Origin of the sequence: Paenibacillus sp. EKM206P, from assembly GCF_011066155.1 — a bacterium.
In the GTDB taxonomy this organism is placed as follows: domain Bacteria; phylum Bacillota; class Bacilli; order Paenibacillales; family Paenibacillaceae; genus Paenibacillus; species Paenibacillus polymyxa_D.
In genome coordinates, this window is the sequence record NZ_JAAMNQ010000001.1 from 125,864 (window position 1) to 148,525 (window position 22,662).

The 22,662-nt window shown below is 47.8% G+C and carries 23 protein-coding genes; 20 read left to right on the forward strand and 3 right to left on the reverse strand.

What is annotated here, in order from left to right:
- Nucleotides 1-88: 88 nt before the first annotated feature.
- The 3 genes from G9G53_RS00545 to G9G53_RS00555 form a co-directional block, all read right to left on the reverse strand.
- Nucleotides 89-1,990 carry a 5'-nucleotidase C-terminal domain-containing protein gene (locus tag G9G53_RS00545; RefSeq protein ID WP_165144575.1) on the reverse strand — a complete coding sequence of 634 codons (1,902 nt, stop codon included), beginning with the start codon at nucleotides 1,988-1,990 and terminating at the stop codon, nucleotides 89-91.
- Between the two features lie 194 nt (nucleotides 1,991-2,184).
- Complete coding sequence (locus tag G9G53_RS00550; protein ID WP_029516155.1) at nucleotides 2,185-2,610, reverse strand: ImmA/IrrE family metallo-endopeptidase; 426 nt, start codon at nucleotides 2,608-2,610, stop codon at nucleotides 2,185-2,187.
- An 11-nt stretch (nucleotides 2,611-2,621) separates the two neighbouring features.
- Nucleotides 2,622-3,095 (reverse strand): helix-turn-helix domain-containing protein, encoded by a 474-nt coding sequence (locus tag G9G53_RS00555; RefSeq protein ID WP_039269479.1) that lies wholly within the window; start codon nucleotides 3,093-3,095, stop codon nucleotides 2,622-2,624.
- 302 nt (nucleotides 3,096-3,397) lie between these two features.
- On the opposite strand from G9G53_RS00555, the gene G9G53_RS00560 reads away from it, so the two are divergent.
- From G9G53_RS00560 to G9G53_RS00655, 20 genes are all read left to right on the forward strand, one after another.
- Nucleotides 3,398-3,874 (forward strand): ArpU family phage packaging/lysis transcriptional regulator, encoded by a 477-nt coding sequence (locus tag G9G53_RS00560; RefSeq protein ID WP_165144578.1) that lies wholly within the window; start codon nucleotides 3,398-3,400, stop codon nucleotides 3,872-3,874.
- Nucleotides 3,875-4,342: 468 nt separating this feature from the next.
- Nucleotides 4,343-5,203, forward strand: a complete 861-nt coding sequence (locus G9G53_RS00565) for a hypothetical protein (protein ID WP_165144581.1) — start codon at nucleotides 4,343-4,345, stop codon at nucleotides 5,201-5,203.
- Nucleotides 5,204-5,213: 10 nt separating this feature from the next.
- Nucleotides 5,214-5,432, forward strand: a complete 219-nt coding sequence (locus tag G9G53_RS00570) for a hypothetical protein (protein WP_165144584.1) — start codon at nucleotides 5,214-5,216, stop codon at nucleotides 5,430-5,432.
- Nucleotides 5,433-5,434: 2 nt separating this feature from the next.
- A complete protein-coding gene (locus G9G53_RS00575; RefSeq protein ID WP_165144587.1) occupies nucleotides 5,435-6,901 on the forward strand; it encodes a phage tail sheath family protein in 1,467 nt (488 codons plus the stop codon).
- 122 nt (nucleotides 6,902-7,023) lie between these two features.
- Nucleotides 7,024-7,431 carry a phage tail tube protein gene (locus G9G53_RS00580; protein ID WP_069011551.1) on the forward strand — a complete coding sequence of 136 codons (408 nt, stop codon included), beginning with the start codon at nucleotides 7,024-7,026 and terminating at the stop codon, nucleotides 7,429-7,431.
- Between the two features lie 76 nt (nucleotides 7,432-7,507).
- On the forward strand, nucleotides 7,508-7,942 hold the full coding sequence (locus tag G9G53_RS00585) for a phage tail assembly chaperone (RefSeq protein WP_007429164.1): 435 nt from the start codon (nucleotides 7,508-7,510) through the stop codon (nucleotides 7,940-7,942).
- Nucleotides 7,943-8,118: 176 nt separating this feature from the next.
- Nucleotides 8,119-9,906, forward strand: coding sequence for a hypothetical protein (locus G9G53_RS00590; RefSeq protein ID WP_165144590.1), 1,788 nt, complete (start codon nucleotides 8,119-8,121; stop codon nucleotides 9,904-9,906).
- Nucleotides 9,907-9,942: 36 nt separating this feature from the next.
- The gene (locus tag G9G53_RS00595) at nucleotides 9,943-10,587 is read left to right on the forward strand and encodes a LysM peptidoglycan-binding domain-containing protein (protein ID WP_165144594.1); all 645 of its coding nucleotides are present in this window, start codon (nucleotides 9,943-9,945) and stop codon (nucleotides 10,585-10,587) included.
- The gene (locus tag G9G53_RS00600) at nucleotides 10,584-11,561 is read left to right on the forward strand and encodes an XkdQ/YqbQ family protein (RefSeq protein ID WP_165144597.1); all 978 of its coding nucleotides are present in this window, start codon (nucleotides 10,584-10,586) and stop codon (nucleotides 11,559-11,561) included. The genes G9G53_RS00595 and G9G53_RS00600 overlap by 4 nt, the downstream gene beginning before the upstream one ends.
- Nucleotides 11,554-11,961 carry a hypothetical protein gene (locus G9G53_RS00605; protein WP_014280222.1) on the forward strand — a complete coding sequence of 136 codons (408 nt, stop codon included), beginning with the start codon at nucleotides 11,554-11,556 and terminating at the stop codon, nucleotides 11,959-11,961. The genes G9G53_RS00600 and G9G53_RS00605 overlap by 8 nt, the downstream gene beginning before the upstream one ends.
- The gene (locus G9G53_RS00610) at nucleotides 11,954-12,418 is read left to right on the forward strand and encodes a DUF2634 domain-containing protein (RefSeq protein WP_165144600.1); all 465 of its coding nucleotides are present in this window, start codon (nucleotides 11,954-11,956) and stop codon (nucleotides 12,416-12,418) included. The genes G9G53_RS00605 and G9G53_RS00610 overlap by 8 nt, the downstream gene beginning before the upstream one ends.
- Complete coding sequence (locus tag G9G53_RS00615; protein WP_165144603.1) at nucleotides 12,418-13,569, forward strand: baseplate J/gp47 family protein; 1,152 nt, start codon at nucleotides 12,418-12,420, stop codon at nucleotides 13,567-13,569. Before G9G53_RS00610 ends, G9G53_RS00615 begins: the two co-directional genes overlap by 1 nt.
- Nucleotides 13,562-14,236, forward strand: a complete 675-nt coding sequence (locus tag G9G53_RS00620) for a YmfQ family protein (protein WP_165144606.1) — start codon at nucleotides 13,562-13,564, stop codon at nucleotides 14,234-14,236. Before G9G53_RS00615 ends, G9G53_RS00620 begins: the two co-directional genes overlap by 8 nt.
- Before the next feature lies 1 nt (nucleotide 14,237).
- A complete protein-coding gene (locus G9G53_RS00625) occupies nucleotides 14,238-16,787 on the forward strand; it encodes a hypothetical protein (RefSeq protein ID WP_165144609.1) in 2,550 nt (849 codons plus the stop codon).
- 14 nt (nucleotides 16,788-16,801) lie between these two features.
- Nucleotides 16,802-17,413, forward strand: a complete 612-nt coding sequence (locus G9G53_RS00630; RefSeq protein ID WP_165144612.1) for a hypothetical protein — start codon at nucleotides 16,802-16,804, stop codon at nucleotides 17,411-17,413.
- Nucleotides 17,414-17,471: 58 nt separating this feature from the next.
- Nucleotides 17,472-17,738, forward strand: coding sequence for a hypothetical protein (locus tag G9G53_RS00635; protein WP_165144615.1), 267 nt, complete (start codon nucleotides 17,472-17,474; stop codon nucleotides 17,736-17,738).
- Between the two features lie 87 nt (nucleotides 17,739-17,825).
- Nucleotides 17,826-18,272: a phage holin family protein gene (locus G9G53_RS00640; protein ID WP_039269501.1), complete on the forward strand. Its 447-nt coding sequence runs from the start codon at nucleotides 17,826-17,828 to the stop codon at nucleotides 18,270-18,272.
- A gap of 158 nt (nucleotides 18,273-18,430) precedes the next feature.
- Entirely contained in the window at nucleotides 18,431-19,396 is a 966-nt protein-coding gene (locus G9G53_RS00645; RefSeq protein ID WP_165144618.1) for a glycoside hydrolase family 25 protein, read from the forward strand.
- A 552-nt stretch (nucleotides 19,397-19,948) separates the two neighbouring features.
- The gene (locus tag G9G53_RS00650) at nucleotides 19,949-21,604 is read left to right on the forward strand and encodes an ABC transporter substrate-binding protein (protein WP_165144621.1); all 1,656 of its coding nucleotides are present in this window, start codon (nucleotides 19,949-19,951) and stop codon (nucleotides 21,602-21,604) included.
- Nucleotides 21,605-21,633: 29 nt separating this feature from the next.
- Nucleotides 21,634-22,638 (forward strand): ABC transporter permease, encoded by a 1,005-nt coding sequence (locus tag G9G53_RS00655; protein ID WP_165144624.1) that lies wholly within the window; start codon nucleotides 21,634-21,636, stop codon nucleotides 22,636-22,638.
- Nucleotides 22,639-22,662 lie beyond the last annotated feature (24 nt).

Here is a 22,662-nt window from a genome sequence, read left to right on the forward strand (position 1 = left end):
AATGAGCTTGGACTATCGCATATCTATAAACGCCTGACCTACGGCAGCATCCGGAACTACTAGGATGCTGCCTTTGCTAGCTATCGAATTAGGCCGGGAGATCTAACTTTTGTCCGGGATAAATACGGTGAGGATTCTTCAACTTATTCAACTGTTGAAGCTGCTGCCAGGTGGTACCATGTTTGCGGGAAATGTCATACAGCGTATCCCCGGATTTCACAACATATACATGGCTATTTGTAACTTGTGCAGAATCGGATGTCTGCTGTGGCTTAGCTGTTTGAGACTTTGCCGGTGCCGGTTTTGCGGGCGCTGGTTTTGCAGCCGGTGTAGAGACGGATTGCGGCTTTTCCTGCACAGGTGCGGGTGTTGCGGTTGTAGCAGATGGCACAGCTTGTGCGGCAGGGACAGAAGTTTTACCATCAGTCTTGGCTTCTTGAATGCGACCGTCTGCTTGTACTTGCAGGCTAGCGGAGCCCACCTTTTGCATGTAGCGGATTAACGCCTCATCAAGCGAGCCGAACATACCTGCCTGTGGATATTTAGCGAACATCGTATATTGGTCACCACCTACGGCAGTAAAATCATTGGTGGCCAGTGTATATATTGCCTCAGGATCAAGTGTCTTGCCGCCGATCAGAATGGAATGAACGCGGCTCCCTTTGGCTGCTGATGTGTCTATTTTGAACGAAATACCTGATACCTGTGGGAAACCTCCGCTTGGCTCTGGATAGGAGGCTGTACCATTTTCCAGTGCGGCCTGAATGTCAGAGCCTTTCACTTTCAGGGTAACGATCTGGTTGCCGAAAGGTAGCACTGTGATGACGTCTCCCTTGGTTACCGTTCCCGTCTTGATGGAAGCACGGATGCCGCCACCATTCGTTAAAGCCACATCTGCTCCCGAAACGTCACGCATAGCATCGGTGAGCAGGTCACCGAGATTGGTTTCACTTGCACGCACCTTTTCGCGTGCTCCTTCCAGATCCACACTTGTTTGCGTTACAACCTCTTTTAGAATAGGTTCCTGGTCCTTCTGAATGGAGGCGATCAATGCAGCAATTTCAGCGTTGGGCTGAACGTCCACTGCTTGAGTCGAATCAATCAGCTTGGCTTGCTTTTGCGTAACCTTACCGCCGTCAACCCATAAGTCCACAACACCCAAATACTTGGTGTATTCACCTGCGCTAGCGATCAATGTACCATTGTCACTAACCAAGCCTTTTTCCAGTACGGTATGGCTGTGTCCATCGATGAAAATATCAATGCCAGGCACTTCCTTAACAACCTTAAGGCTGGTGTCCTTACTAGACGCATCCTGCCCCAGGTGACCAAGAACAACAACGACATCTACTTTGCTGCGGATTTCATCAACAGCCGCTTTGGCCTCAGCCGCAGGATCGGTGAATTGAATACCCTCCACATTTTTGGGATTCGTCTTATATGCTGTTTCTGGCGTAGTCAGACCGATAATACCGATTTTAACGCCGTCCACTTCTTTAATAACATAGGGTTTGAACAAACGTGTTCCGTCTGTTTGTTTAATATTGGCGCTGAGCACAGGGAACTGAATTTCCTTACTTAGCTCGACAAGATGCTTCCAACCATAATTAAACTCGTGGTTACCCGGAACCATAGCATCATAGCGCAGCTTGTTAATCACTTTCACAATGCTCTCACCTTTAACCAAAGTAGCGAAGGTCGTTCCATGAACGGTATCCCCGTCATCTAGCAGCAGTGTATTGGGATTAGAAGCCCGGTACTGATCAATGATACCCGCCAGCTTGGCGAATCCCATTTCCTTGTCATTCGCGACCACGTGGGCATGGGTATCGTTCGTATGTAGGATGGTGATGTGTTTACCGCTGACTGGAGTCGTTGCCGTTCCCGCTGTTCCCACATGGGTTGCTGGGTCTGCTGCTGCTGTACCGAGACACCCAAGTAAAAGCGCGGCAGTCGTCAGGATCGACGAGAGTTTTTTCCATGAGTTCATGTTGTTCCTTCAACCTCCCATAAAATGAATGAATTAGAGAAACCGCTTACGACCACATTTTATCAGATGATTGTAAAAATAACTTCTATTTTATATCAAAGCACTAAAATTTTTTGATATATCGGTTGTTAAACCCATCGTCTAGTTACCTATATTATAGAGGAAGTAATAAACAGTAACCTACGGGTGGGGAACTAGCGTTCTGTTTTGTGATCAAAAAAAAGGGCAGTCTCTTTGGGCAGCCCGATCCGGGGTAAATAGTGATCCAACGTTTCGTCAGCTAGTGGCGGTTTTCCTTCACTCAACAAAAGCACGGCAAACCGATTGGCCTGCTGTTCAAATTTTCCTGGGGAAAAGTAGGAGTGCTCCTCCATAAAAAAGCGGCTAATGCCTTTATGCAGTCGGTCATGTCCCAATTCATGCGCACAGACGAACCGTTCCCATTCGGGTGTGAGGCCATTGTGGATAACGATAAATCTTCTACGCAACTTGTGGTAATACAGCCCTTTGGTTGTGGGGCCTAGATCGCAGTATCGGATATGGATACCCAGAGCTTTCGCAATATCAAAGGGACAGTTGGTACGGTATTTTCGGACAAGTTTGTGAATAAGCTCGTTCATACGATCACCTGCTATCCCTGATCTTTGCCCGTTCGGGGCTCTTTGGGCTTTTTATGTTTGTTCATCTGCTTGGCTTCCCAGAACAGACCTGTCAGCACGTCCTTGATCCGTTGACGATCTTTTTCATCCAGCGGAATACCATCGAACATTAATTCGTCGTCTTCCTCCAGCATTTTTTTAAAATCCCGGCGGTCTTTGGAGGTTGCCCATTCTGGCACAGTAGAACGATAAAGTTCATGTTGATTTTGCTCCATTGAATCATCGTCTCCCCAATATCCGGCGGCCTTCATCATTTCGGTATAGGATACGCTAAGCGCATCCGCTATTTTGCGGAGAGTGGAAGGTTTGGGGATTCCGCGCAGTCCATTTTCAATGCGGGAAATTTGTGAATTGCTAATACCTGCAGCATCTGCCAATTGGTTGATGCTCCATTGTTTGTGCTCACGCTGCTGCTTTAAGTAAGTTCCGAATGCTGGCTGTTCCACAATGGAGGCTCCTTTCTGCAAGAGAATCATAGATATTGGTTTTATTATACCATTAGGTAAATAGTAAAAGCACGTAATATGCCAAAAGGCATAGGAAAATAAAGCGAATATCCTGTTTTTGGAGCTATACTGCTTTTTTTGACGATGGATACCTATCCTAAATAATGTTATGTTATACTCAAGATACGAACAAAAGGGGAACAAAATGTAAACATGAACGTTTTCTATTTGAGGATTTTGCAAAATCTTCATTTAAAAATACATCATTGTCAAAAGGCATAAGATAAGGAGTGTTGCTTTACATGAGAAATAACTTACCCGAATTGGACCGTCGCAAAACGCAGAATGCATTGGAGGGTGTGTTTGAGAAATACCGGATTTATAAAACGATTACTTTTATGGATCGGGAGAGCTTTATTACTGCTGGCTATACGGATCGACCGAACGGCCCAACAAATGTGACAAGCGATCCAACGGCCCGGACAGCCGTATATAATGTAGATGCTCCTGCCGCCCGCTTGGCCTACTGCGAAATGGTGGATGCCGTAGTGAGTCGCTTGAATGAACGCGAACAGCTGCTCATCCGTGAACGTTATTTAAAGGATGACGATGTGTTTGATTACAAGGTTTACAATTACGTGTTAGACCCGCCAGTCAGCAAGGATACGTATACGAAGCTTCGCACACGTGCTTTTTACAAAATGGCGCTTGCGCTGGCGGACCAAGGCGTTTTAAATTTGGCAGGCTTGCAGAAGGGCGCGGATCGAAAATCGGGGTGATGTAATAATTATCCATTTGTTCTCGTTTATAATTTAATATCATTTCCTAAAGGCTTTGATTTCCTGTAATAACAGGGATCAAGGCCTTTTTTATAATAGGAACACACGTTCTCTAAAAACCTCCCAACATCATCCCTAGTCTCTGCTTTTATCGTCCATTTCCCCGGCAACGCATTCGTTATTAGGGTGTAAGATTATATCATCGGGAATCAAGACAAGAGGACATACCGAAGACACACACAGTCAAACGTTAGCCGGCCATTAGGGCCGGTTTTTTCATGCGGTGATCGTCTCTGTCGGTTCCCGGGAATTCGTTGAATAGAAAGGAGGAGTCGTGTTGCCTAAGCAAGGGATGCTGCAATGCATGAGTACGAGGCTACGCCGGATGAGAACACGGAAGTGGAAAAAAGCTTGGCTGAATAGCCACAACATGCGCACGCAGGGTACGCAAAGGTGGCATGCCGCAGAATGAGACAAGCCTTTAAGCAAAAGCTCATTGAAATTATTCCAGCGCTGCAAGGGCGTGTATACGATGTTCAGCCACCGTCGCAGACGGCAGAGGAGCCGTATGCTGTTATGGCGCTGGGCGAGGAAATCTGGAAGTCTTCCTGGGCTGGCTATCGGCAGGTTGTTCGCATCAAGCTGTACGCAGGACAAGCCGGACTGGCGCAGGCTGATGTATGGGCGAATGCCCTGATTGCTGGGCTGCACCGGGAACCCGTGACAGGTGCAGGTGAGGACACATCGGCTTTTACCGCGCACTATTTGGGCGTGCGGGATGCAGAAAAGCTGGACACTGTTACGGGCAAGGCCTATAGAACGCTGCGTTTTGGCGTGTATGTGCCTGAGTCGGAAGGTGGTTCACCCGCTCCAGCAAACGGTGCTACACAGCCGGAAGAGTGGCTGGCCGCGCTGGTCCGCTGGACGCAGAAGCAACTGGGTGAAACGTGGTCGGTATACGCCGACGCATGGCCCGCACAGCCGGGGCGGCAAGCGGTACTGTGGCGGATGAGCGGCTGCGAAACTAGGATGGCGGGAGCCTCCATGTATGAGCTGCGCAAACGGTTCATCGGGCATATTACCGCCCCAGACACCACTGAAGAAAACCGCGCAGCTTCCGCACTGATCGAGGGCTTTGCCGCTCAAATCCAGCTTCCTCTGGATCAGGACAAAGGCCGTTATATGTCTACAGCTGAAGCTTCAGCCGATTTGCAGGCGGATGCCATTTTAGATGGTCAGCTTCGGCTGATGCTAGTACAGCGGCGTATGCGCCCAGTTGAGGAAGCGGCGTTGATTCGCAGAGTGGAAATTCATCCTATTTTGAAATGAGGTGGTCCGAGTGACCTTGGAAGACCATGAGAAGGCCCCGGTATATGCCGGGCAGGAAGCAAGTGGCCCTCGCTATACGCTGGAGGAGCTAAAGGAGCACGCAGAACCATTGTTTTCCGTGAAAGAAGAAGTGCTGGCAGGCGCCTTTTTTGGCACACAGGACAAGCTGTTTACGGTAGCAGAAGCACACACTAAAATCGAACAATTTATGAAAGCGAAGGTGGACTAATTATGGCAGGCGGAACATGGGAAAACACGAATAAACCGGTATTGCCGGGTTTGTATATGAATTTTCAGGCAGCAGCAGCTTCAGCGATTCAAGGTGGGTCGCGTGGTACGGTCGTTGTGCCCGTTAAGGCGAATTGGGGCCCTGTACGTGAGTTTGTAGAGATCGGCAGTGAAACGGCAATCAGCCAAATCTTTTCGGGTGACAGTCTGGACGGTGCGACCGCGTATTCGACGCTGTATCTGGCTTTGCTGGGCGGTCCGAAAAAGCTCTTAGCCTACCGTTTGGCAGATGATACAGCTGCTGAAGCATCTGTGACGCTGAAAAGCGGCGGTGCGACCCCGGCGGATGTGCTGCGTCTGAAGGCTTTGTACACAGGTAGCCGCGGTAATGGTTTTGCTGTAACTGTACAGCCAACTTTGGGTGATGAGCAAGCTCGTGAGGTGCGCCTCTATGAAGGAACCAAGCTGCTCGGCACGTACAAAGGCAGTGACGGTACGGCTGCCTCTATCGCCAAGGCGATGAACGAGAACAGCGAAAATGTATGGGTGAAGGCCGAAGTTGTCGGCGACGGCGGCATTCCGGTGGATGTCAGCGGCGTACACCTCACTGGCGGCAACAGCGGCAATAGCAAGCTGGTTAATGCCGATTACATCGCGATGCAGGAGGCACTTGAAGGACAAGAGTTTAATGTCCTGGCTCTGGATTATGCAGCTGATCTGGCATTGCTGCAAAGCTTCGCTGCCTGGATCAAGCGTGTCCGTGGCGAAGGTAAAGGCGTAATCGCTGTATTCGGCGGTTCTGCGGCAGATGATGTGTCCAAAACAGCCGTCAGCTTGGCCTCTGCACGTTCCCTGGCCCTAAACCATGAAGGCATCGTGAACGTTGGTACAGGCGTACGTCTGGCAGGTTCGGATTACAGTTCCGCCCAAACGGCTGCTTATGTAGCTGGCCTGATTGCAGGTCAACGTCTGAATCAATCGGCAACATATGCGGTTACGCCTTTTGAGGATGTAACCCGCCGCTGGACACGTTCCGAGCAGGAGCAGGCTGTCCGTAACGGTGTCTTCCTGCTGTTCTTCGACGGTCGTCAGGTCAAAGCGCTGCGCGGGATCAACAGCTTGGTGAATCCATCTGCCGGGCAAAACAACGCATGGAAGAAAATTCGTTCCATCCGTGTCATGGACGCTATTAACGCTGACTTGCAGCGTGCAGCTGAAGAGACTTACATTGGCAAAATCAACAATACGGTGGAAGGCCGTCTGGCACTTATCGGTGCAATCAAAGAATACCTGGCACAGCTGTCGCTGAGCAATGTCATCGAAGCAGATGGCTACGATGTCATTCTCGACCCGGCTTACTACGGCGATGCGCCAGTCATCAAACCGGAGCCGGATCAAGTGTTCCTGCAATGGAACGTGAAGCTCACCGACGTGATGGAGCAGTTGTTCGGCACATTTTACGTGCAATAAATAAGCATTTTACGTGTATAAGCATTTCGTAGGCAATCGGCAGAAATGAAGTAGCTTGTTAACAACGAGGATTTTATGAAATCCCGAACTATATTATGGATTATTTTGAGGAGGAAAAAGAAATGTTGGATGCTTCAAGAGTTATTTTAGGTACGTTTGGTCAGGCGCATGTGGACGGGGTGTGGCAGACGAATATCAATAAGCTGGAAGCCAGCGTGGAGATGGAAAAACGCGAGCTGAATCTCGTGGGCAACGAATGGAAGGTGCACAAGCGCGGTATCAAAAAAGGAACGGGAACGATGAGTGGCTACAAGGTCACATCCGATATGATTCGTCGCGGTTTTAACCGTTTTGAGATTATTACTAAATTGGATGATCCAGAAGCCTTCGGACATGAAAGTATTCGTCTTATTCGTTGCACTCCTGACAAAATCCAACTGGCCAACTGGACAGCAGGTGAAGAGGTACAGGAAGAAACGACCTTTACCTTTGAAGGCTATGAGCTGCTGGACCCGATTGTAGCGAACTAAATTGAAAAACGGGGGATGGAATGCTGTCAGGTGTTCCGTTCCCTAAATACAAATAAACAATAAGGGAGAATGACTTATGAGTTTGAATGAGAATATGACAGAAGAACAAATTTTGGACAGCCTGTTTGAAGCCGCTGAAAAACTACCGGAAGAAACGGTTCGTATCAAGCGCCTCGATATGAAAATTGTGCTGCATGGCCTGACCTCCAGTAAAGTGGACAGCATTCGTGAACGTTGCACGATTCGCCGAACCGTGAAGGGGGCTGTAGATGAAAAAGTAGATACTGAAACGTTCAACGCCTTGTTGATCTCAGAAGCTACCGGAAAGCTGGAAGTGAAGGGCTTGTCCCTTAACGGTTGGGGCGATCCTCGGATTACAAGCCGCTTGAAGCTGTCCGGTGGCGAACAGTCCGTCCGCCGTATGCTGCTGGCGGGTGAATTGGATGCAGTAGGAGATAAGGTGCTGGAGCTGTCCGGTTTTGGCGTTGAGATTGCCGACTTAAAAAACTAATCGGCTCCGGGGGAATGACGACGATGCTGTACCACTTGTGGGTCCGGCACCACCTCCGCCCCGGAGACTTTTGGCGGCTTCCCCGCGGTGAGCGCATGCTGCTGCTGGCGTTTGCCGAACAGGAAATGGATAGCATAGCAGCTTCAAAAGCATAAACAAGGAGGTGAACATGATAGATGGCAGAAGCATTAAATTACCGCATGAACCTTGTGATTGATCCTCAAAACGTCATTAAGGCGAACAGAGAATTGCGCGCAATGGAACGTTATTTTGAGCGGATTCAAGGACGTGTGTTGAAAATCGGCCGCACTCGCATGGCCCCGGAAATTGTGCTGAACGATATGGCTTCCAAAGGATTGGATAATCTGTTGAACAAGATTAACCGGGTTAAATCCCAGATTATTAACGCCTCGGGAAGTGTGAATGTGAAGGTAAACTCTCAATCTGGCTCAGGCTCCCCAAAGGCTGATAACAATCCAAGTATCGTTTTGCTAAGCACTGCAGTGCAATTGAATACTATAGCTGTAAACACTAATACAGCAGCTATTATTGATTTAGGTACTAAGTTGGGATCTGTGACACCAGCTGCAGAGAAAAAAGAAGAGCCTAAGGATGCATTAACTCAGGTAAAGGATTTTCTTGGTAATGTAAAAAAAGTTGGTGAAGGAGTAAAGAGCATATCTGAAGCTCCTGAAGCATTTAAAAAATTTAAAACTGATTTTGGTATTTTAAAGGGACCACTCCAGGGAGCTAACCGAAGAGAGAAGTTTAAAGATTTTGCTAGTAAAGCAATTAATGTAGGGAAATCTGGGGGTGAGTTTTTAGAAAAATTTGGGGGGGCTTCAGATTTAATTGAAGGTGGACAGGGATTGTTTGATCAGGCTAAAAGCTTGGGGATGATAAATCCGAGTGAAGCCGCTGGTGTGGTGCCTAGCGCTGCAAGTTCGAGTGCTGCGGCAGATGCAGCTTCAAGTATTATCAGACCAAGTAGTGTTGCAGGTGCAGCTGAGGAAGCCGGATCAGGCTTATTCAAAAACCTTCTAAAAGGTGGAGCGAAAAAACTGTTGGGACCTTTAAGCTATGGAATGGATATTGTGAACATCGCGAAGGCTACCTCTGGTAAAGAACGTGCAGAAGCTATTGGTTCAACTGTAGGCGGAACTGCTGGTTCTGCGATAGGTGGAGCTATAGGTTCATTTTTGCTTCCGGGTATTGGTACTGTGGTTGGTTCTACACTTGGGGGTATGGCGGGAGACTTTGTTGGTGGAAAAATTGGTGGATTAGTCTCAGATTATGGTCCAGCCATGATGGACAAAGCGAAGTCCGCTGGTAAATTTCTTGGAGAAAAAGCTTCCCAGGTAACAGGTTGGCTTTCGGATAAGGCTGGAGATTTCGGTAAAGGCTTTTCTGATTTCTTCTCTTTTGGTAAAAAAGATGAACCTAAGAAAGCCCCAGCTAAGCCGCCTGAAGTACCTAAACATGCTATACCACCTCAACCTGCTGTAGCTGTGGCTACCAAACCGTTAACACCTATGCCACCATTTCCGGGGTTACCCCCCGGCTCTCAAGTGATGCATGGACCTCAGCAACCAGGTGCAAAAGGTGTCCCTAATCCTTATGGACCGATGGCTATAGCTAACCAGGGAGTCAATCCCAACCCACTACTGAATACTGCTGCTCATGCAAACAATGGAGCCAAAGCTAAAGGCAAGGCCAATGGCAATCCAACTCCTCAAGTAGTTCAGATCAGTCCTGAACAAATGGGAACACTGTCTGGCTTTTTGAAGGATTTTAAAACCGAAACTACCAACCAATTCAATCTTCCTGCGGGGGCTGTACAGGTCACTGTACATGAGAACAAGCTGGATGTGGATGGGCTTATTATGCAAATTGGCTACCGTCTCAAAGCTGAAATTCTGCGTGCAACGCAGAACACCAAGCCTGTAGGCGCTGTAGCTAAGTAATACAGTAGATGGGAGTAATGGGGAGGGAGGAAAGAGATGGAATTTAGTTTGACGGATGGTAAAGGGAAAAAATTTCAGTTTCCAGTAAATCCTGAGGAAGTGACGATCTCACGGCAAAAGGGATTTGATACAACGACGATTTTATCCTATGGGGAGTTTGACTTCCCGCAAGGGGAGAAGGTGAAGGAAATCTCCTTCTCTTCTTTTTTTCCGAAAGAGTACAATCCAGCGTATTGCACATATGAAGATATCCCTGATCCGCAGGAGGCCATGAACACGTTAAATGGCTTTTTGTTATCCAAGAACCCGCTACGTTTTATTATTACGGAGACAGCCGTGAATGTACCTGTAATTGTAGCTTCTCATAATTCCACCTTTCGCGGCGGCGAGTATGGGGATGTGAATTTTGATCTGTCACTGCGGACCTGGAGTGATATGAAAGTTGCCAAAAAAGCTGGTGGCACAGGAAGTAAGGCGGCTGCGGTCAACAAAAAGCCCCGCACAGATATGAAAGAAAAGAAAAAAACATATACGGTTAAGTCCGGGGATTCCTTGTCCAAAATTGCCAAGCTGGAGTTGGGGGACAGTTCGCAATGGAGTCGTATTTATCAGCTTAATAAAAAGGTTATTGGACAAAATCCGAATGCAATTAAACCGGGGCAAAAGCTGGTGTTGTCATGAGCTATAAAGTCATTTTACAGGATAAATATGATTTGTCGCCGCTTGTGGAAAACATTAATTTGAGGGATTCGCTGGAGCAAATCGCCTATCAGGGCACGGTCAATCTTGTCGTTACTCCGGATATGCCCGCTATTTCCCCTGGGATGTCCATTCGGGTTAGCGGGATTCCTTATGGTAAAAAAGATTATGTTCCCTTATTGTCCCCTGCCGTGATTTGGGAAGTAGAAACATCTAACAACGGGCTTAAACGCATGACGCTGACGTTGTATGACCGTACAGTGTATTTGGACAAGTCAGAGGATGAATATTTACTCCCTGCCAAGCAGACGGCTACTCAGCGTTTTCAGAAGTATGCTAGGGACTGGAAGTTGAAAATCGCTTCATTGCCAGATACGAAAAAAACGCTGGGACGCGCCGTATACCGCACACAGTCCATCTATTCTATGATGCTGGGAGATCTGCGCGAAACGGCAAAGGCGGGGGGAAAGCTGTATCATCCGCGGATGATTTCTTCCGGGTTGGAGCTGTACGAGCTAGGAACGAACAAAGACGTGTATGTTTTGGAGAGAGTGACTGATACGACACAGTCCCGCACGCTGGAAGGTGCAGCTACGAGGGTGAAAGTGCTGGCTACGGCGGCTAGTGAAACAGGTAATGAGGTTCCTTCCAAGGTGATGGCGCTTGAGGAAAAGGACATTGCCAAATATGGGACACTTCAGGTGATCGTGCAGGATGACGAGGTCAAGTCCGGTGCAGCAGCCCGTGAGCTGGCTAAAAGTAAGCTGAGAGGCATACAGCAAACGATATCGGTAAATGCACCGGATATGAACACGATCCGAGCAGGAGACGCGGTAATGTTAGGTTCCATAAAGCTGTTGGTCATTTCAGTGAGCAGGGAATTGGGCAACCCCGGCAGTATGTCGCTGGAGCTCGGAACGTATGACGATGTAAAAAGGAGGTTTTACCTTGAATAAGGACCCCTACGGGCATTTAGCTACTGCGCTGCAATCTTCATTTCATAAGCATACCAAGCAAGCGCTGAGTGGAGTAGGCGCGGTACTAGGCACGATCACCTCCACGGGACTCAAGCTGGACGATTTTAAACATGAGCTTCAGGATTATCTGGTCGCGGAGCTGCCGGGACTGCTATCTGTACCACGCCATATGTACAAAGGTACCTCAACCGCAGTGGAATCAGAAAATTGGGAAGGCAAAGAGCTGAAAACTTCCTTTTATATCGGGGAAGACGAGCTGGAGGATGTGAATCTCAGTTTGAACGAAGGACTCAAGCCTGGAGATCGTGTACTTGCGGTTCGGGTGAATAGCGGCAATGATGTGGTGGTCGTGTGCAAGGTGGTGAGTGGACGTGGCTAATTTATTTCCCGAAACAGATGATATGATCTGGACAGACAAGGATATGACCGACCCGGATATACTGGAGGATAACCGTGCAGTATTTGGGCGAAGCTGGAGGTTTGATTTTGAAGCCGGCGAGTTTGTTATGAGCCCTAGCCGTAAAATCGTGACTACAGGCGAGAAAGAAGCCTGGGTACAGTGGTGTGAAAAAGCGATTCGCACTCCTCGCTACCGGCATGTGATCTATTCACCTGACTATGGCAGTGAACTGGAGGAGCTCATTGGCAGCAGCTATGGGCACGGTGTGCAGGAAAGTGAAATTAAACGCATGGTCACAGAGGCGCTACTAGCAGATGCACGTACGGCTAGTGTGGATCAGTTCACGTTTCGCTGGGAAGGCGAGGCATGCCATTTTAGCTGCCAGATTACGAACGTGCGGGATGAAACGGAAATTGTGGAAAGTGTGGTGATCTAATGGCAGACTTGCCGGAATATTTGGTAGACCAGACGGAAGAGGAAATTTTAAATCGAATGCTGGAAAAAGTGCCTTCGGATATTGATAAGTCCGAGGGCTCTTTTATTTGGGATGCGCAGGCGCCGGTGGCATTCATGCTCTCGGAAGCGGCGATCTGGGCGCAGGAGCTGCTGCGTCGGGGCTTTGCCAGCACAGCAGCCAGCGACAACCCGGATTTTCGTTCGCCTGAGCTGGATTTGCGGACAGCAGAGCATGGGGTGACACGGCGAGAAGCGGTTGCGGCCTCAGGTATGGTTACGTTCACGGGCACAGCGGGAACGACTGTCCCGGCGGGAACCTTGGTGGCGACCCCGGCAGATGATGTATCCGGGGAAGCTTCTACTGAGTATGCGACCACGGCTTCGGTCACGCTGGATGAACAAGGTGCCGGGGAAGCGGCTATTCGGGCGGTCAACCCCGGGCGCAGCGGTAATGTACCTGCGGGCGTCATCCAGGTGATGGCCACTCCGATTAGCGGGGTTGCCTCTGTGATCAATACGGAGGAAACCAAAAGCGGCACAGACGTTGAGAGCGACCAGCTGTTGCTGGAGCGTTTTTATGCCAAGGTGCGGAACCAGGGCACCAGTGGCAACAAGGCACAGTATACCCAGTGGGCGAATGAGATTGCTGGAGTGGGTGGCGTGGAAGTAGTTCCGCTCTGGAAGGGGCCGGGAACAGTGGGGTTATATGTGCTGGATACGGACAAACGAGCAGCCAGCCCAGATATCGTGGCTGCGGTGCAGAAGTATATTGATCCGACTCAGGATGGGCAAGGGGAAGGGCTGGCACCAGCGGGCCCCGTGGTGACGGTCATGCCAGCGGCTGAAGTAGTAATAAACGTTTCGGTTAAGGTACAGCGGACCAAAGAGAAGCCATCCACTCTGGATGAAATCAAAAAGCTGATTGAAAACGGTGTGCGGACGTATTTGAAGCAGCTTGCTTTTTACAAGGCAGATCCGTTGGTACGGTACACCCGGATTTCCGCTGTGCTGCTGGACATTCCAATTATTATTGATTTCTCTGAACTGAAAATCAATGGACTGAGCAATCAGAATATTGAGATTGGATCAGGTCAGGTGGCCGTGCTGGGGACGGTGAGCGTCAGTGAGTAACAGCGGAATGAACAGTTTTGAAGAGCTTTTGAATAACTCAGACGAGGGAAAACGTGCAAACCGTAGTGACACTTTTGTTAATCGAGTAACTCTAGCGGAAGATGCAATGGGTCAAATGAGCAGCGAACGGGGACGCGAGCTGCTTTCCTATTTGCCTGCCTATTATGAAACCTCACGCGTGATGCGTTCCGATATGGATGCTAAAGGAAGCGAATTGGACGCCTTGTATCTTGCAATGGATGCAACAGTGGGACAGTTTTTCGTGCGTACCGCCACATGGGGGTTGGAACGCTGGGAAATGGAGCTGGGGATTGAAACCGATCTGGCGAAGCCATTGGACCAACGGCGTGCGGTGGTGGAATCGAAGCTACGAGGGGCAGGAACTTTTTCCGGTCGGCTTGTCAAAAATGTAGCAGAGGCGTATGACGGAGGTACGGTAGATGTTATTTTTCACCCTGCCGAATGGGGATTTACGGTCAAATTTATCGATACCATCGGGATTCCGCCTAACGTGGAGGATCTTAAAGCAGCCATTGAGGAGATCAAGCCCGCTCACATGGCGGTGGAGTACAAATTACGTTACCTGACCATTGCCGAGGTCGAGTCTATGACCCTCTATGAAAATGAACATACAACACAGGATAGATATTTAGGAGGTGGCGCATAACATGGCAAGTGAAAAAACACCAAATCTTGGCTTGAATCAAATTGACCGCACATCGCCCAAAACCACGTATTTTGATTTGGAGAAGTATTTGGACCAAAACTGGCGGGCTGTTGATGAATTTGCTGGTGACGTGAATGATGGTGTGAATGAGATCAAGAAGCGTCTGGATACGACAGAGCGTAAGACGGTAACTCTCGAACCCGGGGTGCAGATGGTTCATGCGGAAAAGGCTGCGCCATTTTCGCTGACGGGACTAAGTGGACGTACGTTGGTGAATATGTTGGGGCGGATAGGCTCTTGTGACCGAATTGACAGCCTTTTAGGTTGGGAAGCTGATCTTGCACTGGATACATCTAATAAGGCGCAGGGTACGGGATCTATCAAGGTGACTGCAAAGAATGCCTCCGGTGTGTATAACGTGTATAGTACCGGATTAAAGCTTACTGGTGGAAGATACTATGTCGCCCTGGCTGATGTTAAAAACATCAATGCCTCAAGTAATATCTATGTAAACTTTTCTACAGGTGGTAATAAGGCGCTCAAACAGTCCAAAGATCAGAGTCGATTTGTAACGATCTATACAAAATGTGCACCGACAAACGATACTGAGATGAACTTAGAAGTTGCATCAATTTCAACAGCAACTGGCCAAGCTTTTTATGCAGACGCTATTCGTCTTTATGAGATCAGCGCTTCAGATTATGCTGCCTTAGACAGCATGACCGCTGAACAGATAGTTACCAAATATCCATATGTGGAAAGCGTAATGCCTGTACGTAATCCGTATGCGATTCGGTATGGGGAGAATATGTTGCCTTCTTTCTTTGAGTGGTCAGCCAAACAGGGGACACCTACCATAGTGGACGAAAAGAGCATTACTGTCACGTTGGATAACAAAATAGTACACACTGTATCGCCGCTAATGCCCGGACAAAAGTACACTGTATCAGTTCAATCGGGTGGGGCGACTGGTAGGGTTACGGTTACGGACGATCCTGAGTCCGCTATTATAGTTGAGGCAGTGGGTTCGGGGTTGTTAAGCGCCACATTCACAGCAACGAGTCGAGCTGCTAATATCCGATTGCTAGGGACATCATCAACAGCCGTTACCATGACAAAGCCAATGCTCAACATCGGCAGCACAGCTAAAGCATTCAAGCCGCGCGAGGATTCCATGTTGGCATTGCAAACAGACCTGTACGCCGATCCAGTTACAGGGGCTAATGCTGATACAGTGTTTGAACGTGATGGTCAATATTTCAAAGTGAAACGGTTTGAAAGCGTCCTGTTAGAAGGCGGCAAGATTACAGCAGTGAATGGTATAGCAAATAAGACAGGATTTAAAACTATATACCCTGTAATTCCAGGTGCTAACTATAACTATGGTAGTCCTGGTGCAGCCGCAGCAAAATACAACGGTAAAATATTGTTTTGGGGTGACCATGAGTCTAATGCGGATAGATGGTCGATAGACCCGATAGCTTTAAATTTTGCTATATCTGTCCCCGTTACAGACAGCGGATGGGCAGACAGCTACACACCGACATTAGACGATATCAAAGCCTACTTTTACGGATATAAGGCGTACGATGCTAACACCATCACTCCTGCTGATGCTCAAACCATGACCACAGCAACCTGGAGCGGTACAGGTACTAAGTATTGGGTTCAACGCGTGGGAACTCCTACTTTCACACAATCCGCACCGCAACAGTCATATGCAGGGTATACACCGTACCAGCTCGTATATCAACTCGCAACTCCTACTGTGGAACCTATCGTTTCAGAGGGGCAATTATCCTTTGTTGAGGGTGACAATCAAGTTGAAGTAGGTACGGGCATTGTGCTGAGAGAATCAGTAAAACCACAGTATGAATCTGTAGGACTGAACTATCAGATAAACAGTGAAGGGTTACCAAAATCGCTGTTAAAGAGTAAAGCCAAGAAAATACTACATGTGTTCAGAACGTCGAAACAGGATGATACATTCAGGGTGATTTCCACAAGTCAAGCACCTGGCGAGCTTGCGTATACGCCAGAACGCGATTACATTGCGTCCGAAGCATACACCGTTACGTATCTTATGCTTGATCGTTCGCCAATCGTACCGTTCACAGGTTCTTACGCAGCCAACGAAAAGACGCTGCTCGCGGACTTGACGGATAGCGTACAGCAGAACACGGCGCGGGTGTCTGTGCTGGAGAATAAGAAGGCTGACAAAGATAATCCTGATGTGTTGAATCCGACATTGCTAAACGGGGTCACTGTTGAGGCTGCATTTTCTCCGGTAGAGTACGTTAAATCCTCGGACGGTCTTGTGACGTTTCAAGGGTCTGTTAAGCCACCCGCAGCAGGTACGTTCGTAATGTTCCGCTTGCCTGTAGGATATAGACCTAAACAACTCGTTGCCTTAATGTGTGCGGGCAACACGGGCTCTGCGGATGTTGCTATAAAAGTACTTGTGAGTGAAAATGGCAATGTGCAAATGGAGTCTACTGTATCCTTGGCTTGGATGAGGTTAGATGGTATTAAGTTCTTAGCGAATAGATAAAGGAGGGTTGGCACATGAAAGCAGTACCTAAAGTAAATACAGATGGCCTCTATCTGGAGGACGAACTGGTGGACGATACCTTTTCAGGTGTCGTTCCTTTTTATACTCCATCTTCACTCACGCTATCTGGTACAAACCAGCAACTAGACACCCATCAGCATACTGACAGTAGCTCTAGTACCATAGATGGAACAAGTTCAAAAAGCATCCCTGCTGGTTATACAGTAGGGATTCCAGTACCACCAGGTCTATACCATCCTCGTTTTGACATCCAAGGTTGGCTGGCCTACGAAGCGAAATATGATCAAAAGCTGATAGAAGCGCAAAAAGCCTATGAGGAGTTGAACAACGAATCCCAAGCTTTATTTCAGAAGCAGCATGATGAATGGCAAAACAAACCTGAAAACGAACGTGGAGACGAACCTATATATTCTGCTCAGACATTCATGGCCCCAGAACGAAGAGACCCAACGACGTTCTGGAGTGAAGGATTGAGTGAGGAAGCAATTAAGGAACTGACACAAAAAGCAGAACAACAGCCAAGCGAGACAGATCAACTGAAGCAGCGGATTGCAGATCTCGAAGTGACGTTGACCCAGCTTATGCTTGGTAACACAGGAAAATAACGTGTACTGAGGATTATATGTAACAGCATCTTTATATAAAAGAGGTGAAACTATAAACATGGCCGCTTTAACAGAGGCACAAATGCGTATTTGTGCTTATGCTTGCATCACTCGCTATGAGCGGGGTGAGGGCAATATAGCAACGATCATGGGAAGCTACGCTTTAGATGTAGAACAGCGTGAACAAGTAATGAAGATTATTTTATCCAAGCGTTCTGATCTAATAGCGGGCAACGTAGAAGGATCGTCATCAACCGATGCTTCAAATGAACAGGAAGAAACGGTTAAATGGTATACCTCTATTTTCCGTAAGAAAACAGTATAGAGAACAAAATAAAAATCATTGTTTATATGCCCTTGGATCAGTCCAAGGGCATTCACTTTACACCTAGGTTCAAAAGGGGGAACAAACATGCATGAAAAGATCGATCAGATTTGGCTGGGGCTTTCCACGGGGACCTTGATCGGTTATTTTTTCGGGGGGTGGACCACAATGTTGACGTTGCTGTGGTGGATGGTCGTGATCGACTTTTTCACCGGATGGGCAGCGGCTTGGATTAATGGGGAGCTAAAAAGCCGCCAGGGGTATTACGGTATTTTTCGCAAGGTTACCGTGTTTTTGCTCATTACGGTAGCTCATTTAATCGACGGTATTCTCGGAGATGCACATTACTTCCGGGATGCCGTCGTTTTCTTTTATTTAGCGAACGAGCTGTTGTCCATTATTGAAAATGTGGGCAGAATGGGAGTACCGATGCCGGATATTTTACGGAATGCGGTAGCTATTTTTGAGTCTAAGTCGAGTGGGGAAAAAATAAAGTCAACCGACCCTTCTGACAAAGAAAATAAAGTTTCATAAAGTGTCAGCAGTGGCCACTACCCAAATAGGCTGACTACCTTTTTGCCCTTTTTTCGGTGTAAAAGTGGAAAAGCCCAGACCGTATGGATGGTCCAAGCATATGGATAACAGAGACAAAGTGAGCTATAACATTATGAATGATAAGGAGGGAACGCCTTATGCAGAATCGCAGCCCTAACGCTGCCGAAGGCATTGACGTGTCCCGATATCAGGGAACGATTGATTGGAAGCGTGTGCGAGCCGATGGTAAATCGTTTGCCTTTATTAAAGCGAGTCAAGGACAGCGTTACGTCGATCCGACATTTATCACGAATGCAAAAGGGATCAAGGCAGCCGGGCTCTTACTAGGAGCGTACCATTTTGTAGATGCGACCAATGTAAATGCAGCAAAAGCAGAAGCCAGGCATTTCGCCGAGGTGTTGGAGCAGGTGGGTGGGGTGAAAGTGCTGGACTTGCCAGCGGTAATGGATTATGAAAACAATCCGGGATCGCTTAGCTCAGCCGCAATTCATGAGATTGCACTGGCATTTTTGACGGAATTTGAGCGAGTCAGCGGCAGCAAGCCGATGGTATATACGGGCAATGCTTTTGCTACCCATTTTAAAGTCCCGTTGGGTAGTTATAAGCTATGGATTGCGCGTTACAGCACACGAGTGCCCAATGATACCACACCATGGAAGCTCTGGGACTTCTGGCAATACAGCGATAGTGGACGGGTTGAAGGCATTCAAGGGCCAGTTGATCTGAATGTATATGCTGGAACAGAGGCTGAGTTACGCCAAGCATTTGCAGGAGAAGAGGGGGAGGAGCCAATGACAGCAGAGGAAAAAGCGGCATTTAAGACCCTGCAGCAGCAGGTCGCCGCTCTTGAAAACAGCAAAGATGTGCTCAAGCAGACGTTGAATGAACAAAGCGCTTATATTAAAAAAGTGGATCAGCGGGTAGCTGAGCTGGAGGCGCGTCAAACTATGCCTGTACCGATCTGGGCAAAGGAAGCAATGGCTGCCGCCGTTGCATTTCATCCGGCAAGCCCGATTGTGGATGCGAAACTACCAAGCAGTTACGATTTTTATCGCTTACTGGTCGTACTGAACCGTCTGGGTGTGTTTAAAGCAACCAAATGATCTTTTATAAATTTTTTGCCCGGAAGGAATTATTTTTATGTGGACTAAGCCATACGCCTGAAACGTAAATAGACAGGCGGTTCAAAGACAACCGCCTGCACTTATTATGCTCCTGTTTGGAGGTTAAAGACCCCCAGCAGAAGCATATATTTGATATGATCGTGTCTGTAGGTTTGTAATATTAATTGACATGATGTATAAAAACATATCGTAATGTATGAAAAACCCCCTTGTCGGCTTCCAGATTTTATAGTAAAGTATCCAATAATCAACTTTGTTTGAGCATAATATTCACTGTTTGTGAGTATATGTCACACTTTCACCACGACCTTACATACTCCTCTTTCTCTTTATCACATCACATTTATTCATTACCCTACAGCATCTCTTACACCACTAGATTATGAACACTTCTGTCCTACTACACCTATTTGATGAACTCGGAACCTGGGATTACAGCTTGAGGACAAGCTTGTCATGTCAATTCAAGAATTGGCATTCATCCGGTATCAACGAATTAACAATATATAAGGTGTGAAAGGGGTTTGCTGCATGAGCAAAAAGTATGCAAAACACAAAATCTGGACCGTTCTGCTGGTGCTTGCGCTAGGAGCTGTTTTGGCGCTTTCCGGTTGTGGGGGATCAGGTGAAGGAGCAAAGCCAGAGGCAGGGAAAACACCAAGCGGAGCAGGAGAGGGCGTGCAGGACACGCTTATTTATGGACGCGGCGGAGATTCCGTGGCGCTAGATCCTGCCATTGTGACTGAAAGCGAGTCGCTAAAAATTGGAATGCAAGTGTTCGACACACTGCTGGAATATAAGGAAAACACAACGGAGATCCAACCGGGACTTGCAGAGAGCTGGGAAGTATCACCGGATGGACTGGTCTATACGTTCAAGCTGCGCCAGGGTGTAAAATTCCATGATGGAAGTGACTTTAACGCTGAAGCGGTTGTGTTTAACTTTGACCGCTGGGCTGATCCAAAAAGTCCATACAAATTTGAAGGTGACTCGTTTGACTATTATGATTCTATGTTCGGTCCTGAAGGAAGTAGGGTGATTAAGGAGGTTAAAGCGGTAGATGCGAACAGTGTCCAGTTTACACTAAACAAGCCGCAGGCGCCGTTTTTACAAAATATCGCTATGCCATCCTTTAGTATTGCAAGTCCCAAGGCAATTCAGGAGAAAAAGGCTGATTTCAAGAGTAATCCGGTCGGCACGGGGCCTTTTGTATTTAAGGAATGGAAACGGAACGATACCATCACGCTGGAGAAGAATCCAAACTATTGGAAAGAGGGCCAGCCGAAGTTGGCAAAGATCATTGTTCGTTCCATACCCGACAATACCGCGCGATTTAATGCTCTGCAAAATGGAGAAATTGACCTGATGGAGGATTTGAATCCGGATGATGCAAAGCAGCTAGACGGTAATAGCGAATTGGTGAAAATTGAACGTCCCTCCTTTAATGTGGCGTACATTGGATTTAATTTAAAGAAAAAAACATTCAATAATCCCAAGGTGCGCCAGGCGCTGAATCACGCAGTGAACAAACAGGCCATTATTGATGCATTGTTTGCAGGGCAGGCTAAGCCTGCGGTCAATCCGATGCCACCTACGTTATGGGGGTACAACGATAGTATTCAGGACTACGCCTATGATCTGGATAAGGCTAAATCTTTACTGGCGGAAGCAGGCTTTCCTAACGGGCTTCCCGAGCCGTTAACCTTCTATGCAATGCCCGTATCTCGTCCTTATATGCCTGACGGCAAAAAGGTGGCCGAGGCCATTCAAGCCGATTTTGAAAAAATAGGCGTCAAAGTCAACATCCAATCTCCAGAATGGGCTACGTATCTGGATGATCTTAAAGCAGGAGAGAAGGATGATCTGTACATGCTGGGATGGAACGGGGACAATGGTGACCCGGATAATTTCCTTTATACATTGCTGGACAAGGATACGATTCCAGGCAATAACCGTAGTTTTTATGTGAATGAGGAACTCCATAAAGTATTGGTGAAGGCGCAGGTTGAGGTCGATCAGGACAAGCGTGGGGAACTGTATAAACAAGCACAAGTGATTATTAAACAGGATGCACCGTGGATTCCCTTGGTTCACAGCACACCGTTGATGGCAGGTAAAGCGAACCTCAAGGGTTTTGTACCTTCTCCGGCAGGTATGGAAGCGTACGGAAATATTTATTTTGAATAGCCCAAACGCAAGCAGGCGGTGAATAGGATATGAACTCATATATTGTAAAAAGACTGGCCATATTGATTCCTGTATTACTAGGCATGACGCTTATCGTATTTTCGATTATTCATGCTATTCCGGGTGATCCGGCGGAAACCATACTAGGAGATAAAGCTACGGAACAGTCCAAGCAGGCGCTACGTGAGCAATTGGGACTGGATAAGCCGTGGTTTCAGCAATATGGAACCTATTTGAGTGAACTGGCACATGGAGACTTGGGTGATTCCATTCGCACCAGACAGCCGATTGCCCGGGAAATGCTTCCTTATCTGGCGGCTACGCTGGAGTTGACAGTAGTGAGCATGTTTTTTGCCATAGTAGTTGGAATGAACGCTGGCATCGTGAGTGCCTGGAAGCGAAATTCCTGGTTTGACTATGTCAGCATGGTCATTGCACTGGTCGGAGTATCGATGCCGATTTTTTGGCTGGGCTTGATGGAGCAATGGATTTTTGCAAATAAGCTGCATTGGCTTCCTTCCATCGGACGCATGAATTCCCGTGATCCGGTGGAAGCTGTGACACATTTAGCCGTGATTGATGCGTTCATAGGTGGACGTATGGATCAGGTGTGGACCGTTATCAAGCATTTGATCCTACCCAGTATCGCACTGGGAACGATTCCAATGGCGGTCATTGCGCGCATTACCCGTTCCAGTATGCTGGAGGTTATGGATGCGGACTATATCCGTACGGCTCGGGCGAAGGGGCTGGCATCTTTTCAAGTCGTGTACAAACATGCGCTTAAAAATGCTGCGATCCCTGTGCTTACTGTCATCGGTCTTCAGACGGGATCACTACTGGGAGGCGCGGTACTGACAGAAACCATTTTTGCCTGGCCCGGCATCGGGCGGTACATTTTTGAAGCGATCAGCTCGCGTGACTATCCGGTTATTCAAAGCGGAATTCTGATCATAGCGTTTCTGTTCGTCATCATTAATCTGATTGTCGATTTGTTGTACGCGGTTCTCGACCGGCGTATCCGTTATCAGTAATCAAGTCGTCAATTGTTCAAGGGG

What these genes read in the sequence shown, in the direction of transcription:
- G9G53_RS00545 (WP_165144575.1), bottom strand. Translation starts at nt 1,990, where the DNA reads ATGAACTCATGGAAAAAACTCTCGTCGATCCTGACGACTGCCGCGCTT.
- G9G53_RS00550 (WP_029516155.1), bottom strand. Translation starts at nt 2,610, where the DNA reads ATGAACGAGCTTATTCACAAACTTGTCCGAAAATACCGTACCAACTGT.
- G9G53_RS00560 (WP_165144578.1), top strand. Translation starts at nt 3,398, where the DNA reads ATGAGAAATAACTTACCCGAATTGGACCGTCGCAAAACGCAGAATGCA.
- G9G53_RS00565 (WP_165144581.1), top strand. Translation starts at nt 4,343, where the DNA reads ATGAGACAAGCCTTTAAGCAAAAGCTCATTGAAATTATTCCAGCGCTG.
- G9G53_RS00575 (WP_165144587.1), top strand. Translation starts at nt 5,435, where the DNA reads ATGGCAGGCGGAACATGGGAAAACACGAATAAACCGGTATTGCCGGGT.
- G9G53_RS00580 (WP_069011551.1), top strand. Translation starts at nt 7,024, where the DNA reads ATGTTGGATGCTTCAAGAGTTATTTTAGGTACGTTTGGTCAGGCGCAT.
- G9G53_RS00585 (WP_007429164.1), top strand. Translation starts at nt 7,508, where the DNA reads ATGAGTTTGAATGAGAATATGACAGAAGAACAAATTTTGGACAGCCTG.
- G9G53_RS00590 (WP_165144590.1), top strand. Translation starts at nt 8,119, where the DNA reads ATGGCAGAAGCATTAAATTACCGCATGAACCTTGTGATTGATCCTCAA.
- G9G53_RS00595 (WP_165144594.1), top strand. Translation starts at nt 9,943, where the DNA reads ATGGAATTTAGTTTGACGGATGGTAAAGGGAAAAAATTTCAGTTTCCA.
- G9G53_RS00600 (WP_165144597.1), top strand. Translation starts at nt 10,584, where the DNA reads ATGAGCTATAAAGTCATTTTACAGGATAAATATGATTTGTCGCCGCTT.
- G9G53_RS00615 (WP_165144603.1), top strand. Translation starts at nt 12,418, where the DNA reads ATGGCAGACTTGCCGGAATATTTGGTAGACCAGACGGAAGAGGAAATT.
- G9G53_RS00625 (WP_165144609.1), top strand. Translation starts at nt 14,238, where the DNA reads ATGGCAAGTGAAAAAACACCAAATCTTGGCTTGAATCAAATTGACCGC.
- G9G53_RS00630 (WP_165144612.1), top strand. Translation starts at nt 16,802, where the DNA reads ATGAAAGCAGTACCTAAAGTAAATACAGATGGCCTCTATCTGGAGGAC.
- G9G53_RS00635 (WP_165144615.1), top strand. Translation starts at nt 17,472, where the DNA reads ATGGCCGCTTTAACAGAGGCACAAATGCGTATTTGTGCTTATGCTTGC.
- G9G53_RS00640 (WP_039269501.1), top strand. Translation starts at nt 17,826, where the DNA reads ATGCATGAAAAGATCGATCAGATTTGGCTGGGGCTTTCCACGGGGACC.
- G9G53_RS00645 (WP_165144618.1), top strand. Translation starts at nt 18,431, where the DNA reads ATGCAGAATCGCAGCCCTAACGCTGCCGAAGGCATTGACGTGTCCCGA.
- G9G53_RS00650 (WP_165144621.1), top strand. Translation starts at nt 19,949, where the DNA reads ATGAGCAAAAAGTATGCAAAACACAAAATCTGGACCGTTCTGCTGGTG.
- G9G53_RS00655 (WP_165144624.1), top strand. Translation starts at nt 21,634, where the DNA reads ATGAACTCATATATTGTAAAAAGACTGGCCATATTGATTCCTGTATTA.